The organism is Pallidibacillus pasinlerensis (assembly GCF_009996845.1).
In the GTDB taxonomy this organism is placed as follows: Bacteria; Bacillota; Bacilli; order Bacillales; family Caldibacillaceae; genus Pallidibacillus; species Pallidibacillus pasinlerensis.
This window is the reverse complement of record NZ_JAACYS010000022.1, coordinates 1-21530: the sequence shown is the minus strand read 5'-3', so window position 1 is coordinate 21530 and position 21530 is coordinate 1. Positions and strand designations below refer to the sequence as shown.

Sequence of the window (21530 nt, the reverse complement as noted above, 5' to 3'; positions counted from 1 at the left end):
TATGGAGGAGTTTATGAGTGAATATTATTTTGAACCAAATTGGTTAAAACTATTAATATTTTTAACTATTGTTTTTGTACTACTTTATTTGTTTCATGTTTTAATGAGAAGATGGTTGAAAGTAGAGGAGAAAAAGCTCTTTAGTTATAATCATGTGAATGATAAACATAAGAAAATCGATTGGACAATTCGTATAACGACTATATTTTTGCTTATTTTCGGTTGGGGTTTAAATCGTATAGCTGAAAATCCACATCAATATTGGTTCTTACAACCCTGGTACATTATAACTCTTTTTATCATCGTTTCGGAAACTGTACGAGCTTTTATGGAATGGAAGTATGCAGAAAATCGAAATACATATAAGTTAACTCTTTTTGATTTGGTGTTTTTTCTATTGTTGTTATTAATATTGATTTAATTTATAACATGAATAAGTACTTTCAAAGAAAAATAATTATTTATAGATGAAACTCAATTTATATAAATACGACTGATTCAAAGGTCGTTTTTTTCATGATTAAAATTAATTGTAAAATCCTTGAATTTTTGGTGTATAATAATATTATTTTCTAATAGGTCTGATGTTTTGCTTCATCATAAAAACAGCAAATAAGTAATTAATTATAGTTAAATGTATAATGGAATGGAGATATTATGTTCCGGTATTTATTATCATTTAGTCAATTTTTTTAGTTTCGGATAAACAACTTTGAGTATTAGACATTAGAAATTGGAGGAAAGTAATGGAACGAGAAAATGCTGTTGGAATAACGTTTATCATTGGTGCTTATATTTTATGGGGTGTTTTACCGATCTATTGGAAATTTTTAGACGAAGTTCCAGCTCCAGAAATTTTAGCCCATCGCATCATTTGGTCTTTTGTTTTTATATCTATTGTCGTACTTATTTTAAAAAGAAAGCAGTTGAAAAACTTCTTTCAAGTTCAAATGAGTAAGAAGAAAACATGGTTTGCATTGATTTTAACATCATTGCTAATAAGCGCGAATTGGCTTACTTACATATTTGCTGTAAATACTGACCATATTGTTGATGCTAGTTTAGGATACTATATAAATCCATTAGTATCGGTGTTGTTAGGTGTTTTTGTTTTACGTGAAAGGTTTAATAAACTACAAACCTTTGCCTTTATTTTGGCAGGGATAGGTGTTTTATATATGACCTTTTCCATTGGGAAATTTCCGTGGATAGCTCTTATACTTGCTCTTTCTTTTGGATTTTATGGGTTAGCTAAAAAGCTTATTAAAGTGGACTCAACGTTAGGTTTGTTTTTAGAAACATTATTTGCTGTGCCACTAGCATTAATTTATTTAGCATTTTTAGGTGTGCAAGGTGAGCATAGTTTTACGGCCGGACCAATTCATATTGATTTATTTTTAATCGGAGCAGGGATCGCTACTGCTTTACCACTTTTATGGTTTGGAATCGGGACACAAAAAATTCCATTATACATGTTAGGATTTTTACAATATATTGCACCAACGATTAGTTTAATTATCGGGGTAACACTGTATGATGAACCATTTACAAAGGATCACGTTGTAACATTTGTTTGTATATGGATAGCTATTGCGATTTTTACATATACGAATATTCGTGACTCGATTCGTAAAAGAAGAGTAGCATCAACAGTAGAATCTAATGTTAAAAGTGTATAAAAGGTGACATGAATGGTCATCTTTTTTGTTTTTTAAACAAATCTATCAAATATAATGACTATTTTTAGGTAAAGATACAACTTTACTATTTTAAGGTATGAGTTTGTGCGAAAAATCGGTAGGAATGTGCGAAAATCAAAAATTTTGTGCGAACGTGATGGGAAAGTGTGAACTTTTTAAAACGATAACAGGAATTTCTAAATCAATAAATCAAATTTATCTACTTGATTTAGAAACATTAGAAGGTGATTGGTTATCTTTTCAACCCACCCATTAGTTACTGATAGAAGTATTACACCTAATGTGGTGGTTGACCTCGAAGATCGCATAAATAAACAAGGGAAAAGAAACAGCCCTCCTCATAAAATGTTGGAGTATTTTTCATTGATTATGGAAGTTCTTTTTCTTTTTTATCTACGATTAAAATTGAAAAGGCTTTGTTAAAACAATGATCCCGAAATAGAATTGAAGTATTATATGTAACAAAACTTTATAAAACTATGAAATTTGTGAAAAAAAGTGAGGATTAAATTGAATTACCCCTTGGATAAATTTACCAACTTATATATAATGAGCTTATATTAACCTTTCCAGAAAATTCAAACCGGAAATTGGGAGGAGGCTTATAATGGGATTTATCAAACGGAGTTTATTAAGTATTGTGAGAAATAAAGTAAAATCCTTTATTTTGTTAGCTGTAATTATCGTTTTAGGTAGTTTAATTGCTGGTGCTGTTTCAATCCAACAGGCTACTAGTAATGTAGAGAAAAATATTAAAGAAAGACTAGGAGCTGCAGCAACTCTTGAACTTGATTATGAAAAATTAGATTCTCTTTCTGAAGAAGAATGGATGGAAATAGAGCTCCAAGATATTGATCTTGAAACGATTAAACAAGTTGGGGAGCTATCCTATGTAAAATATTATGATTATAATATGTCGAACTATTTTGGTTCTAAGAGCATTAAAAGTTTCCAAGGGGACGATGTAGAATACGAAGTTGAATATGAAGGTCCAAGTATGGACTTTATGCTAAAAGGGATTAATTATGCGCCAGTACTAGATTTTGAAGAGAAGAAAGGAAAATTAGTAGATGGTCGAGTTTTTTCCCAAGAAGAATTGGATAATGGTACATATGTAGCCATCATTTCAAAAAAATTAGCAGAATTAAATAATCTTCACGTAGGAGATACACTTACATTAGTTAATGAAGTTTATACCTTTGATAATAAAACTGGAAAAGAAAAACTAGTTAATTCACGCGATATAGTTTTAGAAATTATCGGATTATTTGAATCCCAAAAAGTAAAAGAAGATGCAGATGGTAATTCAAATCGCGGAATGTTCGATTGGATGGACATTGACTATCAAAATACAATTTATGTTCCAAATGAAATTGTCCGTAGTGAAACGCAATACCAAATGGAAGAATATATGAAGGCAGATCAAGAATTTGCAGAAATGTGGGAAGAAGAAGGCAGTTCTTTTGAACACTACACGCCTATGTATGTCTTAAACAATCCGGAAGACAGCGAAGCATTTGAGGAAGAAGTTCTACCATTATTACCAGAATTTTATAAAGTTGTGAGCGCATCAGACCATTACGATAGTATCGCTGGACCAGTTGAGTCGATGGCTAATCTATCAAAATATGTTTTAATTGCGGCTGTTATTGGAACCGTACTCATCATCGGTTTAGTTGTATTACTATTTTTACGAGACCGAAAACGTGAATTAGGAATTTACCTGTCATTAGGTGAAAAGCGGAGTAAAGTTGTTAGTCAAGTCGTCATTGAAGTACTGGTAGTGGCGTTAATCGGGATCACTTTATCATTATTCAGTGGAAACTTTATAGCTGCACAAGTATCGGATTCGATGATTCAAGCGGATAACTCATCAATGGATGATGACGTCATTTATTATAGTGAACTACAACCGGATTTAACGACTGATGATGTAATAGATTCTTATGAGGTAAATTTAAGTTCAAGCTATATTCTAGGATTCTATGGAATTGGAATGCTTACAATTTTAATATCAACTGTCATCCCATTAATTTATATCGTTCGTTTAAATCCTAAGAAAATACTGATGTAATCAAGAGGTGAGGAAATGATTTTAGAAGCAAAAGAACTAAATTATTATTACCAAGATGGGGACATGCGTCGGTATATTTTAAAAGATACATCGATCGCTTTTGAAAAGGGCAAATTTTATACAATTTTAGGACAATCGGGATCTGGAAAAACGACCTTATTATCTTTACTCGGAGCTTTGGATACACCACATAGTGGAACGGTATTATTTAAAGGTGAAGACATTAAGAAAATTGGTTATGAAAAATATCGTCGAAATCATGTGGGAATTATATTTCAAAGTTATAATTTAATCCCGACCTTTACAGCTGTAGAAAATGTGTTAATTCCAATGTCCATTACGGAAAATGAAGTTCCTGAAGACAAAAAAACAGTAGCTTATAATTTACTGGATTACATTGGTATTTCAAAGGAGAAGGCTGACAGACCTGTAAATAAACTTTCTGGAGGAGAGCAACAACGTGTTGCAATTGCTCGTGCACTGGCGACGAATGTGGAATTAATTCTTGCCGATGAGCCAACAGGAAACCTTGATGAAGAGATGGAGCAGGAGATTATTGATATTTTTAAAAAATTAGCCCACGAACATGAGAAGTGTGTTATCGTTGTTACGCACGCCAATGAAGTTGCTGTTCAATCTGATCAGTCCTTCCTATTGAGGAAAGGTGTGCTGACATCCAATGAGTGATTTTTTATCAAAATTTAATAAAGACAATTATCAAGATTTGATAAATGAACAAGAGCAAAAAAAAGAATCTAAAAGTGATGGATTAGGTGAAGAAATACAGTCTCAAGAACAATCGGAACAAAATGTTAGTTCTACTTCAATAAATGATAATCAGAAAGTAGATACGAACGTTCAATCGAATCGATTATCAACAAGAACGAGTCGAAACCGTGCAGTGGATGAAAACGTTGAAATAGATTTAGACTATAAAAGGAAAAAGACTATAAAAATCGGTTTCGGTATTTTAGGTGTCCTTATTGTTTCTGTATTAATTTTCTTTATTTACCATACGATGGTACATGTTAAGCTCGAAAACTTTGTCGGAAAACCTGTTTCAGAAGCACGTACTTGGGCAAAAGAAAACGAGGTAGAGATTGAGTTACTACAAGAACACAATAAGGAATATAATGCAAATCATATTATTTCACAAAGTGTACAAGAAGGAGAAAAAATTCGAAAAGGAAGTACACTTCAATTAACGGTTAGTTTAGGTCCAGATCCAGATGAAGTTATTCCGCTGCCTGACTTTTCTACTATGACTCTAATGGAAGCTGAAAATTGGATTGAAGAAAATAAAGCGGATAATTTACAGATTGTGAAAGAATTTAGCGATGAAATAGAAGAAGGTTCATTTATAAAACTTACAATTATGGATAGTGACATTGAACCAACTGAATATAAACGTAAGCATAGAGCAGCAGTTTATTATTCAAAAGGGAAAGAAGTCTTTGAAAAAAACATCGTCGTACCTGATTTTAAAGGAAAAGCAAAAGAAGAAGTGGAAACATGGGCAAATACTAATGAAATAGAGATAACATTTGTTGAAGAGGATTCTGATGAGATTGAAGCAGGATTTATTATAAGACAAAGTGTCGCTCCGGATGAAAAAGTTGCGAAACGAGATACGATGGAAGTTGTTGTTTCAGTAGGGAAAGCAGTTATTGTGCCAGACTTCTCAAAACTAAACGCAAATGAGGCTGCCACAAGTAATCCGGATTTAAATGTGACGGTGAAACAAGTATACAACGAAAATGTTCCATATGGACGATTCATATCACAATCAGTAGGTGCTGGTACAAAATTATTAACGAATGATGATAAGTCTGTTACTGTAACCTATTCATTAGGAAAACCGTATTTAAAAGACTTTCGTGGCCAATTAGAAGGAGACTTACCGAGTTTGTTTTTTGAAGAATATGAGTCAAAAGGTGCAAATATTAAATATGTTGTGAAGTACGTCGATGCTCCGGAAGTAAAGGGGACTATCGTTGGGATGAGTAAATTTAATGAATATGTGCCATTGAAATATACTGTAGAGATACACGTTAGCAATAACGAAAATGCAAACCCAATCGCACATTTCGAAGAAGAGCTTAATGAAGGAGAAGAAATTATAGAAGATATTGAAAAATAAAGAAGTTAACTTTGTCATTCAAATATTGGATTTGAATGAACGCTATTATGAAAATCGCTTGGATCTACCAAGCGGTTTAACGAAAAAATTATTTATGAGGAATAAGGGAGCACAGATAAATTTCTGTGCTTTTTTATTTGTAGTACAATTCCGTTTAATAGTAAAATATGGTAACGTTTTTTCCCGACATCTTATTCTTTAAAAACTTTTGATTAAGATTATAGATTACCTTTTTATTTTTGAACAATAATTATCTATTAATAATTGGAATTTTGGAATGAATCACCTTTAAGGAGGATCTACATGACATGCAAACTTACTTTAATTTTACTATTATCTTGTATTTTATAATTATCTGCTTGTAAAAAAGAATATAGTAAAGATTTTGTTAAATGGGGAGAGAAAACAAACAGTAATACAACTGAATTATTAGAAAAAAATGATATTCCTTATAAAATAATAGACGGCATGATTTATATACCTGAAGATGCTTTTGATGCTGCCATTTATTGTTGTGCTTAAAATGATTTTAATTTTATAATATAATATTTATGAAATTTACCTTTTTCTGTAAAAACTTAACGTGGAAAGGGGTCGCGTAAATGAATAATAGAGATAAAGGACTTGTTCTAGTTTTAGTAGGATGTATGTTCTTAATGCTATCATTTATTTTGCCGATATCAAAAATTCCGACAATTCTTTGGAGCATGATAATTGGTATTAGCATTATCTCAAACATCGTTGGTACAGGGCTATTATTTCGATTTTTAAATGAGAAGGCAAGTTAACAAATTCTGATTATGAATACTTATATAAATGACGTGTGAATGGCACACGTCATTTCATTGTGTTTTTAAGGATAAGCCTAATACACGATTGGTACAATAAATGGTTCTATCACCTCAATAATAAAATTTCCAAAATAATAACTATTATTCAAACTCTCTTGTACATATTTGAAAAAATACATAAAAGTCGAGTTGATAAATTTATGAATAATCAGATATTTGTATTTACTTTTATACTGGAGGGGGGATATTAGGTGTAGGGAGGAGGATTAATATGCTCAAAAAATATAATGTTGGCATTCTACTATTTGATTATGTCGATGCATAAGATTTTACAGGACCCTATGAAGTTTTTAACGTAGAGATTAAACCAACATTTGTTGCTGTCGTTTGTTCTAAAGCTAGAAATTGTAAAAGGTTAAATAAAACAACACCGGTTACCCCCATGAAAAAAATATCTGTTGATGTTAGTTGAAACTCACTTTTTATCGAGGGTAGCGCGATTGTGATCATCGTTGTATTTAATGGATTTAAAATAACACCTAATACAACGGCAACGATTAATAATTTTGGACTTTTAATCAAATTTTTCTGATTAGTCGTTGTCATGTCATTTCCTTCTTTCTTCAATTTTATTTCTTCATTAGATTCTAAAAAATATTTCGGAAGTAATGGGGTAAGCACTGTTAAATTGTAGTAAAATATTGGTAAGGGTATAAATTAAGAAGGAGAAACTTTGGTAATAGGTAGAGAAAGGAACATGATGCAGAAAAAAATAAATATGCTTGAATAGCCGAATGGGGTGATATTATGACAAGTATGATATTAATAATTTTAGGATCTTTAATCATTGCAAGTATTTTCGGAATTGTTACAGTTTCAAGACAAAAGTCGATTGGAGATGGTGAGGATATGTTTCGAAATTTGTATGTGTATTTAGTCCTTTTTGCAACATTAATGATGACAATTGGTGGTTCAATTGGTGCATTTATGTCAATTGCTGATTACGTTTCACCAAATGTGTATGTACAAAGTTTTGAAGAATATAAAGTGATTTATGACAATGTTAATGAACAAGCAAAACAGCAGTATTCAAATGAACAAATAAAAGTGATGTACGATGATTATGTTGACAACGAGGTAAATCGGGAAAAGGAACGTGCACTAAACGGTTTAATTAAAAGTTTAGGATGGATTGTAATACCGCTTCCGATTTTTCTGTATTTTCAAAGGTTGACAAGAAAGGAAAAATAGAGACGAAACATTATTGAATTATTTTGTAGGTCAATTTCACATCGTTCCAATATTTTTAAATTAGGGGTAATGAAATAATGATAAAGTTTGGTAATGGTATTGAAATCCGCACGTTTAGAATTGATTTAGATGATATTGATCAACTTACTCATGTTTTAAACACGGCATATAAACAATTAGCGGATATGGGATTAAAATATTTAGCTAGTCATCAAAAATCAGATATTACATACGAGCGTATTAAGGATTATATGATATTTTCTTTTATCAATGAGTCGATAGCGTTTTTTATCTCGTTCTTCTGCAATCTGTTGATCCATATCCTCCAAAATATTTTTCATAACGCTGGAGAAGGTATCTTGTAATTGCCTCCAAACCATTTGCTCAATTTCTTTTAAATTTGGATATTTTGTGATATTCTTTTCCATGAGGGATACTCCTTTCTCGGTAATGGTTGTTTTGGTTGACTATCATTCTACCAAGGAGTAACCCTCTTTTTCATGTTATTTGCTTATTAACTACCGCGCTTTCGCTTGGTGGCCCCCTCATTTGTTGAGCGTTCTAACGTTCCCTCAACAAATGAGGGGGTTAAATTTTGCCCACAATAATTTTACTCATACTGTCATATACTATTTTGACATTGGGGGGTTCTTATGAACGTTCGTATATTAGAAAAAGATGATTACAAAAAAATGAAAGAACTTTTTTTTGATGTCTTTTCAAATGAACCATGGTTCGATCAGTGGAATGAGGAGCAATTAGATTTATATATGAAAGATTTGATGGATAATAATAATTCGCTTTCTTGGGGTACAAGGGGATACAAGGGGACAGGTCCCTTGATTCTATACTGATATAGAGGTGCTAGGCCTTTTCCTTAGTTTCATTCCTCTTTTGCATTGCCGAGAATCTATTTTAATATAGAAACACCGAACCCGTCCCTCTGTTGCATTAAATAAAAATGAGTTCCAATTTATTACTTTAATGACTGATTTGGATGTGCCAGCATATAATTTTTATAAAAAAATGGATTCAAACATCTAAATGATTCGGCGTATTTTGTAAAAAGGGTAACCAAGTAATAATAATGCATAATTTGAGGTGAATTAAATGGAGACATTATTTTCTGAACGATTAATATTACGTCAATGGAAAGAATCGGATAGTAAAGATTTATATGAATATGCGAAAAGTGAGTTAGTTGGCCCAAATGCAGGATGGGCACCTCACAATAGTGAAGACGAAAGTAAAGAAGTTATCAAATTATTTATCGAAGAAAATGATACATATGCTGTCGTTTTGAAAGAAGAAAATAAAGTGATTGGTGGTGTCGGTCTCCATGATCGTCAACCTGATAAGGGTTTAGTAGATTTAAAACAAAAGGAAATCGGGTATGTATTAAATCCAGACTACTGGGGAAGAGGCATGATTCCAGAAGCCGTTAATCGTGTGATTCAATATGGTTTTGAAAAATTAGATTTAGACATAATTTGGTGTGGTCATTTTGATTTCAATTATAATTCTAAAAGGGTGTGTGAAAAATGCGGGTTTCAATATCGATTTAAAAAGAAGAATATTTTGAAGCGATTAGGTAACAAAGAAGTAACTAGTTTATACTATTCTTTAACTAAAGAAGAGTATTTTAACAGCCATGTATAATTTTGGAGTGGGAAAAAATGACACATTATTATTATATAGCCTCGGATAAAAAGTTAGGGCTTGGAAACGGCACTCTTGATTTTGTTCCAACGGATTATTCGATTCCAGGTTTTGATTATCCAGTTCAGTTAGAAGTACTCAGTCTCGAAAAAGACTGGGAGCTTATGGCTTTATTGCAATATATTCGAAACCATACTGTACCACATAATTATTAATCGCGACCTACTTATTCGTAGTTCCTTTAATATATATGCTTACTATTCCGATATACCGATGGAAAAGAGTAAATGCCCTTCAACAAGTTAAAGCAGCTATTCTCATTGCTTTACCTGAGTTGTTAATTGATTCAATTGTATTAATCTTCTTTTCAACAATATTTGTTAACATAGAACCAGCAATGGACCGAATATTTGGGTCTTGGTTACTTTGGGCATATTCTTTAATTCTATTCTCTGGGTTTTTACCGATAAAAAAACAATAATAAAATTATGTTAAAGGTTATGTAATTCCAATGATATTTGAGGAGTTGTTTAATTGAAAAAGAACTCACTTAGGAGAGGATATAGAGTCTAATAAATACATTGGTTGTATAATTAGACTCTTTTATTATAAAAGTTTACTATTTTAAAATAAATTGATTCATCTTTTCAACATCAACGTTTCCACCTGAAATGACAGTAACAATATTTTTCCCTTGTAGATTTAGTTTATTAAACATCGCAGCAGCAATCGTCGTTGCACTGGATGGCTCAATTAATTGCTTCATCCGTTCTAAAACAAAAGTAAAAGCATAACGGATTTCATCTTCACTTACGAGGACTAAATCATCTAAATATTTCATTATGACAGGAAAAGTTAAATCACCGGGCAGATTAGTACGTAATCCATAAGCAATTGTGGTGGTAGCTGGTATTGAAGTGATCTTTTTATTTTGTATTGATAAATATGTATCATTTGCCATTTCCGGCTCGACACCAATCACTTTTATGTTAGGGTTTGTTTCTTTTACCGCTGTTAAAATTCCTGCTATGAGACCGCCACCGCCAATTGGGACAACAATTGCATCAATGTTATCCACTTGATCTAAAATCTCGAGAGCGACCGTGCCTTGTCCGGCCATTGTGTAGGGATCGTCATAGGGTGCAATATACACTCCGTTTTTTTCTTCCGCGATTTCTTTCGCTCTTGGTAACCGCTCAGCAGAAGTCGTGCCACATTTTACGATTTGTCCGTTATATGCTTGAATGGCATCCAATTTTGTTTTCGTAATATTTTCTGGAACAACAATTGTGGCTGGAATATTATATTTATTTGCCACATAGCTAACTGCCTGACCATGGTTACCAGAAGATGCAGTTGTAACATACTTAGCACCATTTTCTATTGCATTTTTTACATTATTTGTCGCACCGCGAATTTTAAAAGAACCGGTTTTTTGCAGATGTTCTGATTTTAAAGAGATTCGATTACCACAACGAATTGAAAGTTGTTCTGATTGTAAAATAGGTGTGATATACGCTATATCACTTATTCGGTCTCGTGCATCTTGGATATCTTTTAACGAAATCAAGTCGTTCATCTCCTTTAAATTTTATGGAAATCATATACTACAAATCTCTTAATCGGAGTTGAAAAATTCTCTACTTTACTATGTTACTACAATTTGTAGGAATTTTATAAAAAAATCACCCTTTAGTTAGTAAGGGCGATTTAGGATTTACATTAGTATTTAATGATACAAGGGGATAATGATACAAGGGAAGGGATACAAGGGAAGGGATACAAGGGGACACAAGGGGACAGGTCCCTTGATTCTATACTGATATAGAGGTGCTAAGCTTTTTCTTTAGTTTCATTCCTCTTTTGCATTGCCGAGAATCTATTTTAATATAGAAACACCGAACCCGTCCCTCTGTTGCATTCTGATACGAAATTCAACCCCTTGAATAAGAAGTAAAATTTCCTGAAACCAGGACCTAAATTCCTGATAAAGATGTAAAAAATGCTGAAACCAGGACCTAAATTCCTGATAAAAAGATAAAATTTCCTAATATCAAGTCCCAACATCCTGATAAAGTGGCAAAATTTCCTGATACCAAGACCCCGAATCCTGATAGCGCGTAGTTCAAACTATATAAATAGAGAACATAATTTTTTACCAATTCGCTTTTCCCCACTTAACATGATATAATGGTCGATATTTGTGTTTTTGGAGGAATTGATAAATGATCACAGTTAGTAATGTTAGTTTACGCTTTGGCGACCGCAAGTTATTTGAAGATGTTAATATAAAATTCACTCCTGGTAACTGTTACGGTTTAATTGGTGCGAATGGTGCAGGGAAATCTACGTTTCTTAAAATTTTATCTGGCGAACTTGAACCACAAACAGGTAATGTGGCCCTTGGTCCAAATCAGCGTCTTGCTGTTTTAAAACAGAACCACTTTGAATATGAAGAACATGAAGTGTTACAGACAGTTATTATGGGTCACGAAAGACTTTATCAAATTATGCAAGAAAAAGATGCCATTTATATGAAGGAAGACTTCAGTGATGAGGATGGAATTCGTGCTGCAGAGCTTGAAGGAGAGTTTGCAGAATTAAATGGTTGGGAAGCAGAGTCTGAAGCTGCGATTCTTTTACAAGGACTTGGTATTCCGGAAGAATTACACGGCAAAAAAATGGCTGAATTGACTGGTTCTGAAAAAGTGAAAGTATTACTTGCTCAAGCTCTTTTCGGTAAACCAGATGTATTACTTCTTGACGAGCCTACTAACCACCTTGATATTAAAGCAATTCAATGGTTAGAAGAGTTCCTCATTAACTTTGAAAATACTGTAATTGTCGTATCCCACGATCGTCACTTCTTAAATAAAGTTTGTACACATATCGCTGACCTTGATTTTGGTAAAATTAAAATTTATGTTGGAAACTATGATTTCTGGTATCAATCTAGTCAATTAGCATTAAAAATGGCACAAGAACAAAACAAGAAAAAAGAAGAGAAAATTAAAGAGCTTCAAAACTTTATTGCACGCTTTAGCGCGAATGCATCGAAGTCAAAACAAGCAACATCTCGTAAAAAATTATTAGAAAAAATTACACTAGATGATATTCAGCCTTCTTCACGTCGCTATCCATATGTACATTTCACACCAAATCGTGAAATTGGTAACGACTTATTACGAGTGGAAGGTTTAACTAAAACCATTGATGGTGTAAAGGTATTAGATAATATTAGTTTTACAATGAATAAAGATGATAAAATTGCCCTTGTTGGCACAAACGAAATTGCCAAAACTACATTATTCAAAATTTTAATGGGTGAGATGGAGCCAGATAGTGGCACTTATAAATGGGGTGTGACGACATCGCAATCTTACTTCCCGAAAGATAACTCAGAGTACTTTGAGAATAACGATATGAATCTTGTAGATTGGTTACGCCAATATTCACCTGAAGACCAAACGGAAAGTTTCCTACGTGGTTTCTTAGGTAGAATGTTATTCTCTGGTGAGGAAGTTAACAAAAAAGCAACTGTTCTTTCTGGGGGAGAAAAGGTGCGTTGTATGTTAGCGAAAATGATGTTAAGTGGAGCAAACGTTCTATTGCTAGATGAACCGACAAACCACTTAGACTTAGAGTCAATTACTGCTCTTAACGAAGGTTTAATCCGTTATAAAGGTTCAATGATTTTCGCATCCCATGACCATCAATTTATTCAAACAATTGCCAATCGCATTATCGAAATTACACCAAACGGCTTAATCGATAAACAAATGACATATAACGAATACCTAGAAAATGACGATATTCAAAAACAAGTCGCAGCTATGTATCAATAATTTTGGTACAGAGGGACAGGTCCAGTGTTTCTATATTGAAATAGGAATAAGGGACCTGTCCCTTTATTTTACCTTCCATAAAAGATGACACTAACTATTTCGTAGATTGCTGAAGAAGTAAAAATGTTATTAGATAGTAACAAATTAAAGGGGAAATGGTTACGTTTTGAAATAACGGAAAGTTCAATTATGAAACTTGATGAGATTATATCTGTAAATCTAAATGAACTTAAAAAGATGGGGATTATTTTTTATATCGATGATTTTGGAACAGGTTATTCTCTTTCGGATATTTACAAAAATTTAAGCTCGATGGAATAAAGATTGACCGCTCTTTTATTAAAGACATTTCACCTAACTCCCATAAGGCAAGTATGTTGCAGCGATGATTAGTATGGCTAAAATTTGAATTTAGAAGTCATTGCTGAAGGTGTCGAAACGAAAGAAGAATTAGACTTTTTAGTTTCAAAAAATTGTACAAAAATCAAAGGTTATTATTTTGGTAAACCGTGTTCAATCGAAGAATTTGAAGAGAAATATTTGGGGAAAAATATGTATGAGGAATAATGTGAGAAAAATTCAGACCTACAGCCATTGAAAAGGGGATTCAAAATGATACTCTAACAAATTGAATCCCCATATTCTACTTAAAATGAACTTAAGTTAACATCATATCCTTTATTAATTAATGTTTTTTGAATAAGCTCGATATGTTCTTTGTTTTTTGTTTCTAGAGTTACAACAATTTGAGCATACCCAGGAAAAATATCAACCCCAACATGATTTTGGCTAATCGTTTTTACGTTTGCATCTAATTCAGAAATATGTGCTAGTAAATTTTGTAGCTCTCCAGGTTTATCTTTTATAATAATGGCAAAAGTTGCAAATCGACCAGACTCCACTAGTCCTCTTTCAATAATCCGAGAAATAAAATTCATGTCGACATTCCCACCACTTAAGACGGGCACGATTTTTTTGTTCGTCAATGGAATTTTATTATAAAGAAGGGCGGCAAGGGAGGCAGCTCCTGAACCTTCAACCATTAACTTGTTTCGTTCTAAAAGCATTAACATCGTCCGCGCAATTTCCATTTCATCAACAAGTAAAATATCTTCTACATATTTATGTACAATATCAAACGTAAGCGTACCAGGTTTACCAACGGCAATACCGTCTGCCATCGTAGGTGCCGCTTCAACAGCAATTGGTTTATTGTTTATTATGGATTTTTTCATACTAGGACATGCCTTTGCTTGAACACCGTAAATTTTAACATTTGGATTTTTTTCTTTAACAGCAAGAGCAATCCCCGCAATTAAGCCGCCACCGCCAATTGGTACGATGATCGCATCAACATCAGGTAGTTGTTCAACAATTTCTAATCCTACTGTTCCTTGCCCAGCAATAATTGCTTCATCATCAAAGGCATGGATAAAAGTAGCCTTCGTTTCTTCTTGTAACTGTATCGCGTATGCTAATGATTCATCAAAGTTTTTCCCTTTTTGAACAACTTTTGCTCCGTAACCCATCGTTGCTTGAACTTTACTTATAGGCGCACCCTTTGGCATAACTATCGTACATGGAACGTTTAAGTTTTGACTCGCATAAGCTACACCTTGTGCATGATTTCCAGCTGATGCCGCGATTACACCTTTTTTTAATTCCTCATCGGATAATGAAAAAACTTTATTATATGCACCTCGCACTTTGAATGAACCTGTTTTTTGCATGTTTTCTAATTTTAAAAAAACATCATTTTGCGACAAAGTTGAAAATGTTTTTGAATAATCAAGTGGTGTAATATGGACAATTCCTTTCATACGCTCTCGTGCAATTGAAATTTCTTCAGCTTTCATATGATCGCCTCCAATAAAATCAAAGATGAATATGTAGTTTTTGTAAAATACTTTAAACAGGACTATGAAAACCCTTACAAATTAACAAAAAATTGAAGGATATTAAAATCATCCTTCTACAAACATTATATCTTAATTTATGATTTTATAACAAATTATGTTTGTTGTTCATTAAATTCACGAACAAGTTTAATAAGAAGAGGAGTCACTTTTAGTAAATGATCTTTTGTCAGTGACTCGACTAAATCACTATTTCTCTCTTTTAAGGCATCAATAATGAGGCGATGTTCCTTGATTGACTCAAACATCCTTTCACGAACTTGAAAATAATTAGGATATCGGGCAGAAAGGTCAGTTATATCTTGAATTAACTTCACTAACATCGAATTGTTACTTTGTTCATAAATTGTTCTATGGAAATTTCGATTGTTAGTAAAAAATCCTTCAATATCATCATTTTCATAAATTATTATAGATTCTTCTACAATTTGTTCTAACTGTTTGATATGAGCATTTGAAATATGATCAACGGCCAGTTTTCCAGCTAATGATTCAAGGCTAGAACGAATTTCAAATATTTGTCTTATTTCATCCTCTGTTAAACTGTTGACTGTCGGTGCCCCATAAGGTCGTAAAATTATATAACCCTCTTGAGCTAACCGTTGGATCGCTTCTCGTACAGGAATTTCACTCATTTTAAACTCTTTTGCTAACTGAGCAATTATTAATTTTGAACCAGGTCGGTAATGACCTTTAATTATTTTTTCGTGTATTTTTTCGTAAACAATTTCAACCTTTGATTTAGACATAGTATCTTTCCTTTCTTTATTTGTCTCTATGTATTTTGTGGAAATATAAACTTTCATTATATTTTTTGAATAATCAAAATATACGATTGACATAAATCATATATGATTATAAAATAGGATATACTCACAAGTCAAAATTATCAAACATTTCGGAATAAACAAAAACCAGAATTTGAAAAGAGGGGTATAATTGGAGGCTGTTAAAAAAGATGAAATAAAAACAAATGAAATTTCTAAATGCAGATGAAGCGATCCAACTTATTCCTAATAATCCAACGATTTTAGTAGGAGGTTTTGGCCGAACCGGCTTCCCAAAAACATTAATTAAAGCAGTTATTAAACGAAAGGAACTTACAGATTTAACAATCATTAGTAATAACATTAATGAAGATATACTGAATTAAATATTTTGTTTAAACAAAATCGTATTAAAAAGGCTCAAATTTTACGACAAATAAATAACTTGTCAAAGCTTTTCATGAAGGAAAAATTGACATCGAGTTATTGCCACAAGGAACCTTTGCTGAGGCTATTCGGCTAGGTGGTTCAGGTATTCCAGCATTTTACACACCAACAGTCGCATGAACAGAACTTGCAAAGGGAAAAGAAGTTCGTGTTTTTAATGGAAAAGAACATGTATTGAACATTTTTTGCGAGGGGATGTTGCTTTAACAAAAGCATATAAAGCAGATCGAGCTGGAAATCTTATTTTAAATTTAGTAATGAGTTCAATAGAGAAAGGTGGATAAGTTGATGAAGGAAGTTGTAATTGTTGATGCAGTTCGCACACCAATTGGGCGCTATAAAGGGGCTTTAAAAAGTGTAAGGCCAGATGATTTGGCCGCAATTGCAATTAAGGGGTTAATCGAAAGAAACCCTAACGTTCCTGTAGAAGAAATTGAAGATGTAGTTCTTGGTAATGCAAACCAAGCTGGTGAAGATAATCGAAATGTTGCAAGGATGGCAGGGCTTTTAGCTGGTCTACCAATTGAAACTGGAGGAGTTACCGTAAATCGACTTTGTGGCTCAGGTTTAGATGCTGTGCTTTACGCTTCGCGTGCAATTGCTTTTGGAGATGGTGATGTTTATATTGCAGGTGGTACAGAAAGCATGACGCGCGCTCCTTTCGTTATGGGTAAACCAGAGCTGGACTTTCCACGTGGAAATTTAGAGATGTATGATACAACAATCGGATGGCGCTTTATAAATAAAAAGCTTGATGAAATGTATGGCACTGATTCAATGCCAGAAACGGCGGAAAATGTAGCGAAAAGATATAATATTTCCCGTGAAGAACAAGATCAATTTGCCTTTGAAAGTCAAATGAAAGCAAAAAAAGCACTAGAGTCTAATCGCTTTGCTGATGAAATCATACCTGTTTCAATAACAGACCGAAAAGGAAATGTCACAATTGTAGATACAGACGAACATCCTCGTCCAAATACATCATTAGAAAAACTCGCGAAATTGAAACCGCTTTTTCCGAATGGAACAGTAACGGCAGGTAATGCTTCAGGTGTAAATGACGGTGCATCAGCACTCCTATTAATGAGTGCAGAAAGAGCAAGGGAACTAGGTTTGAACCCACTTGCGCGAATTGTCGGAGGTGCAATTGCAGGATGTGAACCTGCCGTAATGGGGTTAGGTCCAATCTATGCAGCTCGTAAACTATTAAAACGAACAGGAATTGAAAAGGATGAGATTGGATTAATAGAATTAAATGAAGCTTTTGCATCTCAATCAATTGAATGTATTCGTCAATTAGAATTAGACCCTGCAAAAGTAAACGTTAACGGTGGAGCAATTGCCCTTGGTCACCCGTTAGGTTGTAGTGGTGCAAGAATTTTAACTACATTAGTCCATGAAATGAAAAAACAAAATGTTCAATATGGTTTAGCGACAATGTGTATAGGTGTTGGACAAGGGATTGCAGCAATCATTGAAAATGTTACTAACTAGTTAATAATTTAAATATATTATGGAGGATTTTATTATGGATTTTCGTTTTACTGAGGAAATAGAATCTTTACGTTCAATTGTCCGCAAGTTTATACGAGAAGAAGTGGAACCTTATGCAATGGAAATTGAAGAAAATGACAAAATTCCAGAACATATTATCGAGAAATCAAAAGAACTAGGTCTCTTTGGATTAAGTATTCCTGAAGAATATGGTGGCTTAGGTTTAGATATGGTAGGTAAATGTGGGGTTTTTGAAGAACTTGGTAAAACGCACAATGGCTATACAACATTAATCGGTGCCCATAACGGAATTGGTACCGTTGGAATTGTTGAACTAGGAAACGAATATCAAAAACAAAAATATTTGCCGAAAATGGCTTCTGGAGAATGGATCGGTGCCTACGCATTAACTGAACCATCAGCTGGCTCAAATGCGGCAAATTTAAAAACGACAGCTGTTCGTAAAGGTGATAAATACATCATTAACGGTTCTAAACATTTTATTACAAACGCAATTGATGCCCATGTATTTACGGTAATGGCTGTTACAGATCCATCTAAAGGACCAAAAGGAATCACATCCTTTATTGTGGAAAAGGATTTTCCTGGATTCATAATTGGTAATGTAGAGAAAAAGATGGGCTTACGTGGATCTCATTCAGCAGAACTCTTCTTTGAAAACTTAGAGGTACCAGTTGAAAACGTGTTAGGTGAAGAAGGAGAAGGGTATGTAAATGCCTTAAAAATTTTAGCGAACGGGCGAGCTGGGCTGGCTGCTAGAAACTTAGGCTCAGCAGAAAAGTTACTTGAACTTTCATTGGAATATACTTCTGAGCGTGAACAATTTGGTAAGCCAATTATAGAAATCCAAGCTGTTCAACATATGTTAGCTGAAATGAGTATCCAAATTGAAACATTACGTTCATTAGTGTATCGTGTTGCATGGATGACGGATCAAAAAATGCGAATTGTAAAAGAAGCGGCAATTGCAAAATATTACGGTTCTGAAGTTTATAATAAGGTTGCTGATTTAGCTGTCCAAATTCACGGTGGTATGGGGTATGTACAAGATTATCCAATTGAAAGATACTATCGCGATGCACGGATAACTAAAATTTACGAAGGTACTTCGGAAATACAGAAAAACATTATTGCTTCTGAACTAAAACGACAATTAAATAGAAATAAAGTTCATAGTTAATATGAGAAGGGGAGAGATACCCCTTCTTTTTATTTGCCAAAGTAAAAATTCAACAAAAAATATTCATTGACAAAAAAACTTCTTTTTCTACAAGTTTTTCCAAAAAACGAACATTGTCCACCTTTTACTCTGAGGACCTTCGCAAATTAAAATTACGTTTAAATTAAAAATAAATAAAACAACAAAATTTTCAAGATTTCATCTATTTACAAACAATTATACTACTATAATTTAATTTAGACATCTCATCCTATTTTAACAGTATAATAATTTATAGTGATGAGATTAGGGTTAGTACAACTTTTACAATTATATTTTACAAAACATAAGAATAAAAATATTTTACCAGTCTCTTTTATTAACATTTTCAGATAATCAATTTGTTATATGAACATAATATAAAAATGAATTATCGTGATTCAATATCGTTTTAATACAGAATCTATATTGATTTTATATCAATAAAGTAAGAAAATTTAAAATAAGGATTGGTCGTTTTTTGAAAGGAGTGTAAATCTATGGCAATTGTTAGTCGGAATGAACAGCAATTAGCTGCTGAAAGTTATATAATGAATGTTTTTGATATGGTGCAAAAGCGAAATGCTCATCAACCTGAATTTTTACAAGCGGTAAAAGAATTATTTAATACAATACAACCAGTATTCGTTCAACATCCTGAATATATAAAATATGGTGTTTTAGAAAGAATCACTGAACCGGATCGAATCATTTCTTTCCGTGTATCATGGGTAGACGATCAAAATCGTGTCCAAGTTAACCGTGGCTACCGCGTTCAATTTAATGATACAATCGGTCCATATAAAGGAGGAATTCGATTCCATCCTACAGTAAATGAAAGTATTATAAAATTTTTAGGTTTTGAACAAATCTTCAAAAATGCATTAACTGGACTACCTATTGGTGGCGGAAAAGGTGGAGCAGACTTTGATCCAAAAGGGAAGTCAGATCGTGAAATCATGCATTTTTGTCAAGCATATATGACAGAGTTGAGTAATTATATCGGTCCTGATGTTGATGTTCCAGCTGGTGATATTGGTGTCGGTGCAAGAGAAATTGGTTACATGTTTGGTCAATATAAAAGATTAAAGAGCTATCAAGCTGGTGTTTTAACAGGTAAGGGTGTCGGTTACGGTGGTAGCTTAGGTCGCACAGAAGCGACAGGATACGGAGTTATTTATTTCGTCAATGAGATGCTAAAAGAAAAAGGATTATCGTTAGAAGGTAGTACAGTTGTTGTATCTGGTTCGGGAAATGTTGCAACTTATGCAATGCAAAAAGCGATGCAACTTGGTGCAAAAGTTGTTGCATGTAGTGATTCGAACGGATACATTTATGATCCAGATGGTATTAAACTAGAAACAGTTAAGGAAATTAAAGAAGGCGTTAGAGGAAGAATAAAAGAGTATGTTGATAAACATCCAAACGCTGAATATTATGAAGGTTGTACAGGTATTTGGTCTATTCCTTGTGACATTGCACTTCCTTGTGCAACACAAAATGAACTAGATGTGGAATCGGCAACTTTATTAATCCAAAACGGAGTAAAGGCTGTCGCTGAAGGTGCAAATATGCCTTGTTCGTTAGAAGCGGTTGATTTATTCATTGAAAACGGCATTTTATTCGGACCAGGAAAGGCTGCTAATGCTGGCGGTGTGGCTGTTTCTGCATTAGAAATGTCACAAAACAGCATGCGTTTATCTTGGACATTTGAAGAAGTTGATAGTAAATTACAAGATATTATGAAAAATATTTACCGTAAAGCAACTACATGTGCTGATAAATATGGATACTCCGGAAACCTTGTTGCAGGTGCAAATATTTCTGGCTTCTTAACAGTTGCGGAAGCTATGATGGCACATGGTGTTTATTAAGTAATAATATATGATTAAAATATAACAATGATTAAATCCATAAGTCGAAAAATGACTTATGGATTTTTTGCATTTTTGAGCCTGATAGATCGCCAAATTAGCAGAAAAGATTGAATATAAAGCCCGAAATTAAATAGTAATATATTTTTTTAAAATATATTACAAAAAAATAAACTTTGTCCTGAATTATTCATACTTCCAATGAAGATTTAATTTGATACCAAATCCAATGATTTTTTGTTATCTAAACAAGTAAGAGCTGTTAATTTCGATAAATATGATAAATGATAAAGGTGAATGGCAGTAAAATCCTGATTTTGGGCATACTACCCCCTTGGTCTTTCATCCTTTTA

Annotated in this window: 22 protein-coding genes and 2 pseudogenes; 19 read left to right on the top strand and 5 right to left on the bottom strand. The window is 33.1% G+C overall.

Going from position 1 to position 21530, the window contains the following annotated elements; genetic code table 11:
- The first annotated feature begins 13 nt into the window (after nt 1-13).
- From GW534_RS06665 to GW534_RS06640, 6 genes are all read left to right on the top strand, one after another.
- Nucleotides 14-421, top strand: a complete 408-nt coding sequence (locus tag GW534_RS06665; protein WP_161920275.1) for a DUF4181 domain-containing protein — start codon at nt 14-16, stop codon at nt 419-421.
- Nucleotides 422-746: 325 nt separating this feature from the next.
- Nucleotides 747-1679: an EamA family transporter RarD gene (rarD, locus tag GW534_RS06660; RefSeq protein WP_161920274.1), complete on the top strand. Its 933-nt coding sequence runs from the start codon at nt 747-749 to the stop codon at nt 1677-1679.
- A 628-nt stretch (nt 1680-2307) separates the two neighbouring features.
- Nucleotides 2308-3774: an ABC transporter permease gene (locus GW534_RS06655; RefSeq protein WP_161920273.1), complete on the top strand. Its 1467-nt coding sequence runs from the start codon at nt 2308-2310 to the stop codon at nt 3772-3774.
- 15 nt (nt 3775-3789) lie between these two features.
- On the top strand, nt 3790-4461 hold the full coding sequence (locus GW534_RS06650) for an ABC transporter ATP-binding protein (RefSeq protein WP_161920272.1): 672 nt from the start codon (nt 3790-3792) through the stop codon (nt 4459-4461).
- Nucleotides 4454-5914: a PASTA domain-containing protein gene (locus GW534_RS06645; protein ID WP_161920271.1), complete on the top strand. Its 1461-nt coding sequence runs from the start codon at nt 4454-4456 to the stop codon at nt 5912-5914. Before GW534_RS06650 ends, GW534_RS06645 begins: the two co-directional genes overlap by 8 nt.
- A gap of 602 nt (nt 5915-6516) precedes the next feature.
- Nucleotides 6517-6702, top strand: a complete 186-nt coding sequence (locus GW534_RS06640) for a hypothetical protein (protein WP_161920270.1) — start codon at nt 6517-6519, stop codon at nt 6700-6702.
- A 354-nt stretch (nt 6703-7056) separates the two neighbouring features.
- Here GW534_RS06640 and GW534_RS06635 read toward each other — a convergent pair.
- Nucleotides 7057-7158: pseudogene (locus GW534_RS06635) on the bottom strand (EamA/RhaT family transporter); the annotation flags it as partial.
- Nucleotides 7159-7512: 354 nt separating this feature from the next.
- Between GW534_RS06635 and GW534_RS06630 the strand changes: the two are divergent.
- A complete protein-coding gene (locus GW534_RS06630) occupies nt 7513-7956 on the top strand; it encodes a hypothetical protein (RefSeq protein WP_161920269.1) in 444 nt (147 codons plus the stop codon).
- A 218-nt stretch (nt 7957-8174) separates the two neighbouring features.
- Here GW534_RS06630 and GW534_RS06625 read toward each other — a convergent pair whose 3' ends face one another.
- A complete protein-coding gene (locus GW534_RS06625; protein ID WP_246203989.1) occupies nt 8175-8384 on the bottom strand; it encodes a UPF0236 family transposase-like protein in 210 nt (69 codons plus the stop codon).
- 225 nt (nt 8385-8609) lie between these two features.
- On the opposite strand from GW534_RS06625, the gene GW534_RS06620 reads away from it, so the two are divergent.
- The 4 genes from GW534_RS06620 (at nt 8610) to GW534_RS06605 (ending at nt 10096) form a co-directional block, all read left to right on the top strand.
- Nucleotides 8610-8810: a hypothetical protein gene (locus GW534_RS06620; RefSeq protein ID WP_202630849.1), complete on the top strand. Its 201-nt coding sequence runs from the start codon at nt 8610-8612 to the stop codon at nt 8808-8810.
- Between the two features lie 256 nt (nt 8811-9066).
- On the top strand, nt 9067-9615 hold the full coding sequence (locus tag GW534_RS06615) for a GNAT family N-acetyltransferase (RefSeq protein ID WP_161920268.1): 549 nt from the start codon (nt 9067-9069) through the stop codon (nt 9613-9615).
- A 17-nt stretch (nt 9616-9632) separates the two neighbouring features.
- A complete protein-coding gene (locus GW534_RS06610) occupies nt 9633-9830 on the top strand; it encodes a hypothetical protein (protein ID WP_161920267.1) in 198 nt (65 codons plus the stop codon).
- A 35-nt stretch (nt 9831-9865) separates the two neighbouring features.
- A complete protein-coding gene (locus GW534_RS06605; protein WP_161920266.1) occupies nt 9866-10096 on the top strand; it encodes a DUF5367 family protein in 231 nt (76 codons plus the stop codon).
- A gap of 138 nt (nt 10097-10234) precedes the next feature.
- Here the strand turns inward: GW534_RS06605 and GW534_RS06600 are convergent, their stop codons facing one another.
- Entirely contained in the window at nt 10235-11185 is a 951-nt protein-coding gene (locus GW534_RS06600; RefSeq protein WP_161920265.1) for a threonine ammonia-lyase, read from the bottom strand.
- Nucleotides 11186-11840: 655 nt separating this feature from the next.
- Here GW534_RS06600 and GW534_RS06595 point away from each other — a divergent pair.
- The 3 genes from GW534_RS06595 (at nt 11841) to GW534_RS16910 (ending at nt 14027) form a co-directional block, all read left to right on the top strand.
- Nucleotides 11841-13460, top strand: coding sequence for an ABC-F family ATP-binding cassette domain-containing protein (locus GW534_RS06595; RefSeq protein ID WP_161920264.1), 1620 nt, complete (start codon nt 11841-11843; stop codon nt 13458-13460).
- Between the two features lie 105 nt (nt 13461-13565).
- Nucleotides 13566-13781, top strand: coding sequence for an EAL domain-containing protein (locus GW534_RS16915; protein ID WP_407670449.1), 216 nt, complete (start codon nt 13566-13568; stop codon nt 13779-13781).
- A gap of 84 nt (nt 13782-13865) precedes the next feature.
- Nucleotides 13866-14027: an EAL domain-containing protein gene (locus tag GW534_RS16910; RefSeq protein WP_161920262.1), complete on the top strand. Its 162-nt coding sequence runs from the start codon at nt 13866-13868 to the stop codon at nt 14025-14027.
- An 80-nt stretch (nt 14028-14107) separates the two neighbouring features.
- On the opposite strand, the gene ilvA is transcribed toward GW534_RS16910, so the two are convergent.
- Nucleotides 14108-15316 (bottom strand): threonine ammonia-lyase, encoded by a 1209-nt coding sequence (ilvA, locus tag GW534_RS06580; protein ID WP_161920261.1) that lies wholly within the window; start codon nt 15314-15316, stop codon nt 14108-14110.
- Between the two features lie 155 nt (nt 15317-15471).
- Nucleotides 15472-16125: a GntR family transcriptional regulator gene (locus GW534_RS06575; RefSeq protein WP_161920260.1), complete on the bottom strand. Its 654-nt coding sequence runs from the start codon at nt 16123-16125 to the stop codon at nt 15472-15474.
- 224 nt (nt 16126-16349) lie between these two features.
- Here GW534_RS06575 and GW534_RS16665 point away from each other — a divergent pair, with 224 nt between their 5' ends.
- The 5 genes and pseudogenes from GW534_RS16665 (at nt 16350) to gdhA (ending at nt 21177) form a co-directional block, all read left to right on the top strand.
- Nucleotides 16350-16529, top strand: coding sequence for a CoA-transferase (locus tag GW534_RS16665; RefSeq protein ID WP_161920259.1), 180 nt, complete (start codon nt 16350-16352; stop codon nt 16527-16529).
- Nucleotides 16530-16605: 76 nt separating this feature from the next.
- Nucleotides 16606-16710, top strand: a pseudogene (locus tag GW534_RS16905) (CoA-transferase); the annotation flags it as partial.
- A gap of 168 nt (nt 16711-16878) precedes the next feature.
- Complete coding sequence (locus GW534_RS06560; RefSeq protein WP_161920258.1) at nt 16879-18084, top strand: acetyl-CoA C-acyltransferase; 1206 nt, start codon at nt 16879-16881, stop codon at nt 18082-18084.
- 34 nt (nt 18085-18118) lie between these two features.
- The gene (locus GW534_RS06555) at nt 18119-19285 is read left to right on the top strand and encodes an acyl-CoA dehydrogenase family protein (RefSeq protein WP_161920257.1); all 1167 of its coding nucleotides are present in this window, start codon (nt 18119-18121) and stop codon (nt 19283-19285) included.
- 518 nt (nt 19286-19803) lie between these two features.
- Entirely contained in the window at nt 19804-21177 is a 1374-nt protein-coding gene (gdhA, locus tag GW534_RS06550) for an NADP-specific glutamate dehydrogenase (RefSeq protein ID WP_161920256.1), read from the top strand.
- The last annotated feature ends 353 nt before the right edge of the window (nt 21178-21530 follow it).

Bases quoted from the DNA above. Each gene is read 5' to 3' on its own strand.
- GW534_RS06665 (WP_161920275.1), top strand. From the start codon at position 14: ATGAGTGAATATTATTTTGAACCAAATTGGTTAAAACTATTAATATTT.
- rarD (WP_161920274.1), top strand. From the start codon at position 747: ATGGAACGAGAAAATGCTGTTGGAATAACGTTTATCATTGGTGCTTAT.
- GW534_RS06655 (WP_161920273.1), top strand. From the start codon at position 2,308: ATGGGATTTATCAAACGGAGTTTATTAAGTATTGTGAGAAATAAAGTA.
- GW534_RS06650 (WP_161920272.1), top strand. From the start codon at position 3,790: ATGATTTTAGAAGCAAAAGAACTAAATTATTATTACCAAGATGGGGAC.
- GW534_RS06645 (WP_161920271.1), top strand. From the start codon at position 4,454: ATGAGTGATTTTTTATCAAAATTTAATAAAGACAATTATCAAGATTTG.
- GW534_RS06640 (WP_161920270.1), top strand. From the start codon at position 6,517: ATGAATAATAGAGATAAAGGACTTGTTCTAGTTTTAGTAGGATGTATG.
- GW534_RS06630 (WP_161920269.1), top strand. From the start codon at position 7,513: ATGACAAGTATGATATTAATAATTTTAGGATCTTTAATCATTGCAAGT.
- GW534_RS06625 (WP_246203989.1), bottom strand. From the start codon at position 8,384: ATGGAAAAGAATATCACAAAATATCCAAATTTAAAAGAAATTGAGCAA.
- GW534_RS06620 (WP_202630849.1), top strand. From the start codon at position 8,610: ATGAACGTTCGTATATTAGAAAAAGATGATTACAAAAAAATGAAAGAA.
- GW534_RS06615 (WP_161920268.1), top strand. From the start codon at position 9,067: ATGGAGACATTATTTTCTGAACGATTAATATTACGTCAATGGAAAGAA.
- GW534_RS06610 (WP_161920267.1), top strand. From the start codon at position 9,633: ATGACACATTATTATTATATAGCCTCGGATAAAAAGTTAGGGCTTGGA.
- GW534_RS06605 (WP_161920266.1), top strand. From the start codon at position 9,866: ATGCTTACTATTCCGATATACCGATGGAAAAGAGTAAATGCCCTTCAA.
- GW534_RS06595 (WP_161920264.1), top strand. From the start codon at position 11,841: ATGATCACAGTTAGTAATGTTAGTTTACGCTTTGGCGACCGCAAGTTA.
- ilvA (WP_161920261.1), bottom strand. From the start codon at position 15,316: ATGAAAGCTGAAGAAATTTCAATTGCACGAGAGCGTATGAAAGGAATT.
- GW534_RS06575 (WP_161920260.1), bottom strand. From the start codon at position 16,125: ATGTCTAAATCAAAGGTTGAAATTGTTTACGAAAAAATACACGAAAAA.
- GW534_RS16665 (WP_161920259.1), top strand. From the start codon at position 16,350: ATGAAATTTCTAAATGCAGATGAAGCGATCCAACTTATTCCTAATAAT.
- GW534_RS06560 (WP_161920258.1), top strand. From the start codon at position 16,879: ATGAAGGAAGTTGTAATTGTTGATGCAGTTCGCACACCAATTGGGCGC.
- GW534_RS06555 (WP_161920257.1), top strand. From the start codon at position 18,119: ATGGATTTTCGTTTTACTGAGGAAATAGAATCTTTACGTTCAATTGTC.
- gdhA (WP_161920256.1), top strand. From the start codon at position 19,804: ATGGCAATTGTTAGTCGGAATGAACAGCAATTAGCTGCTGAAAGTTAT.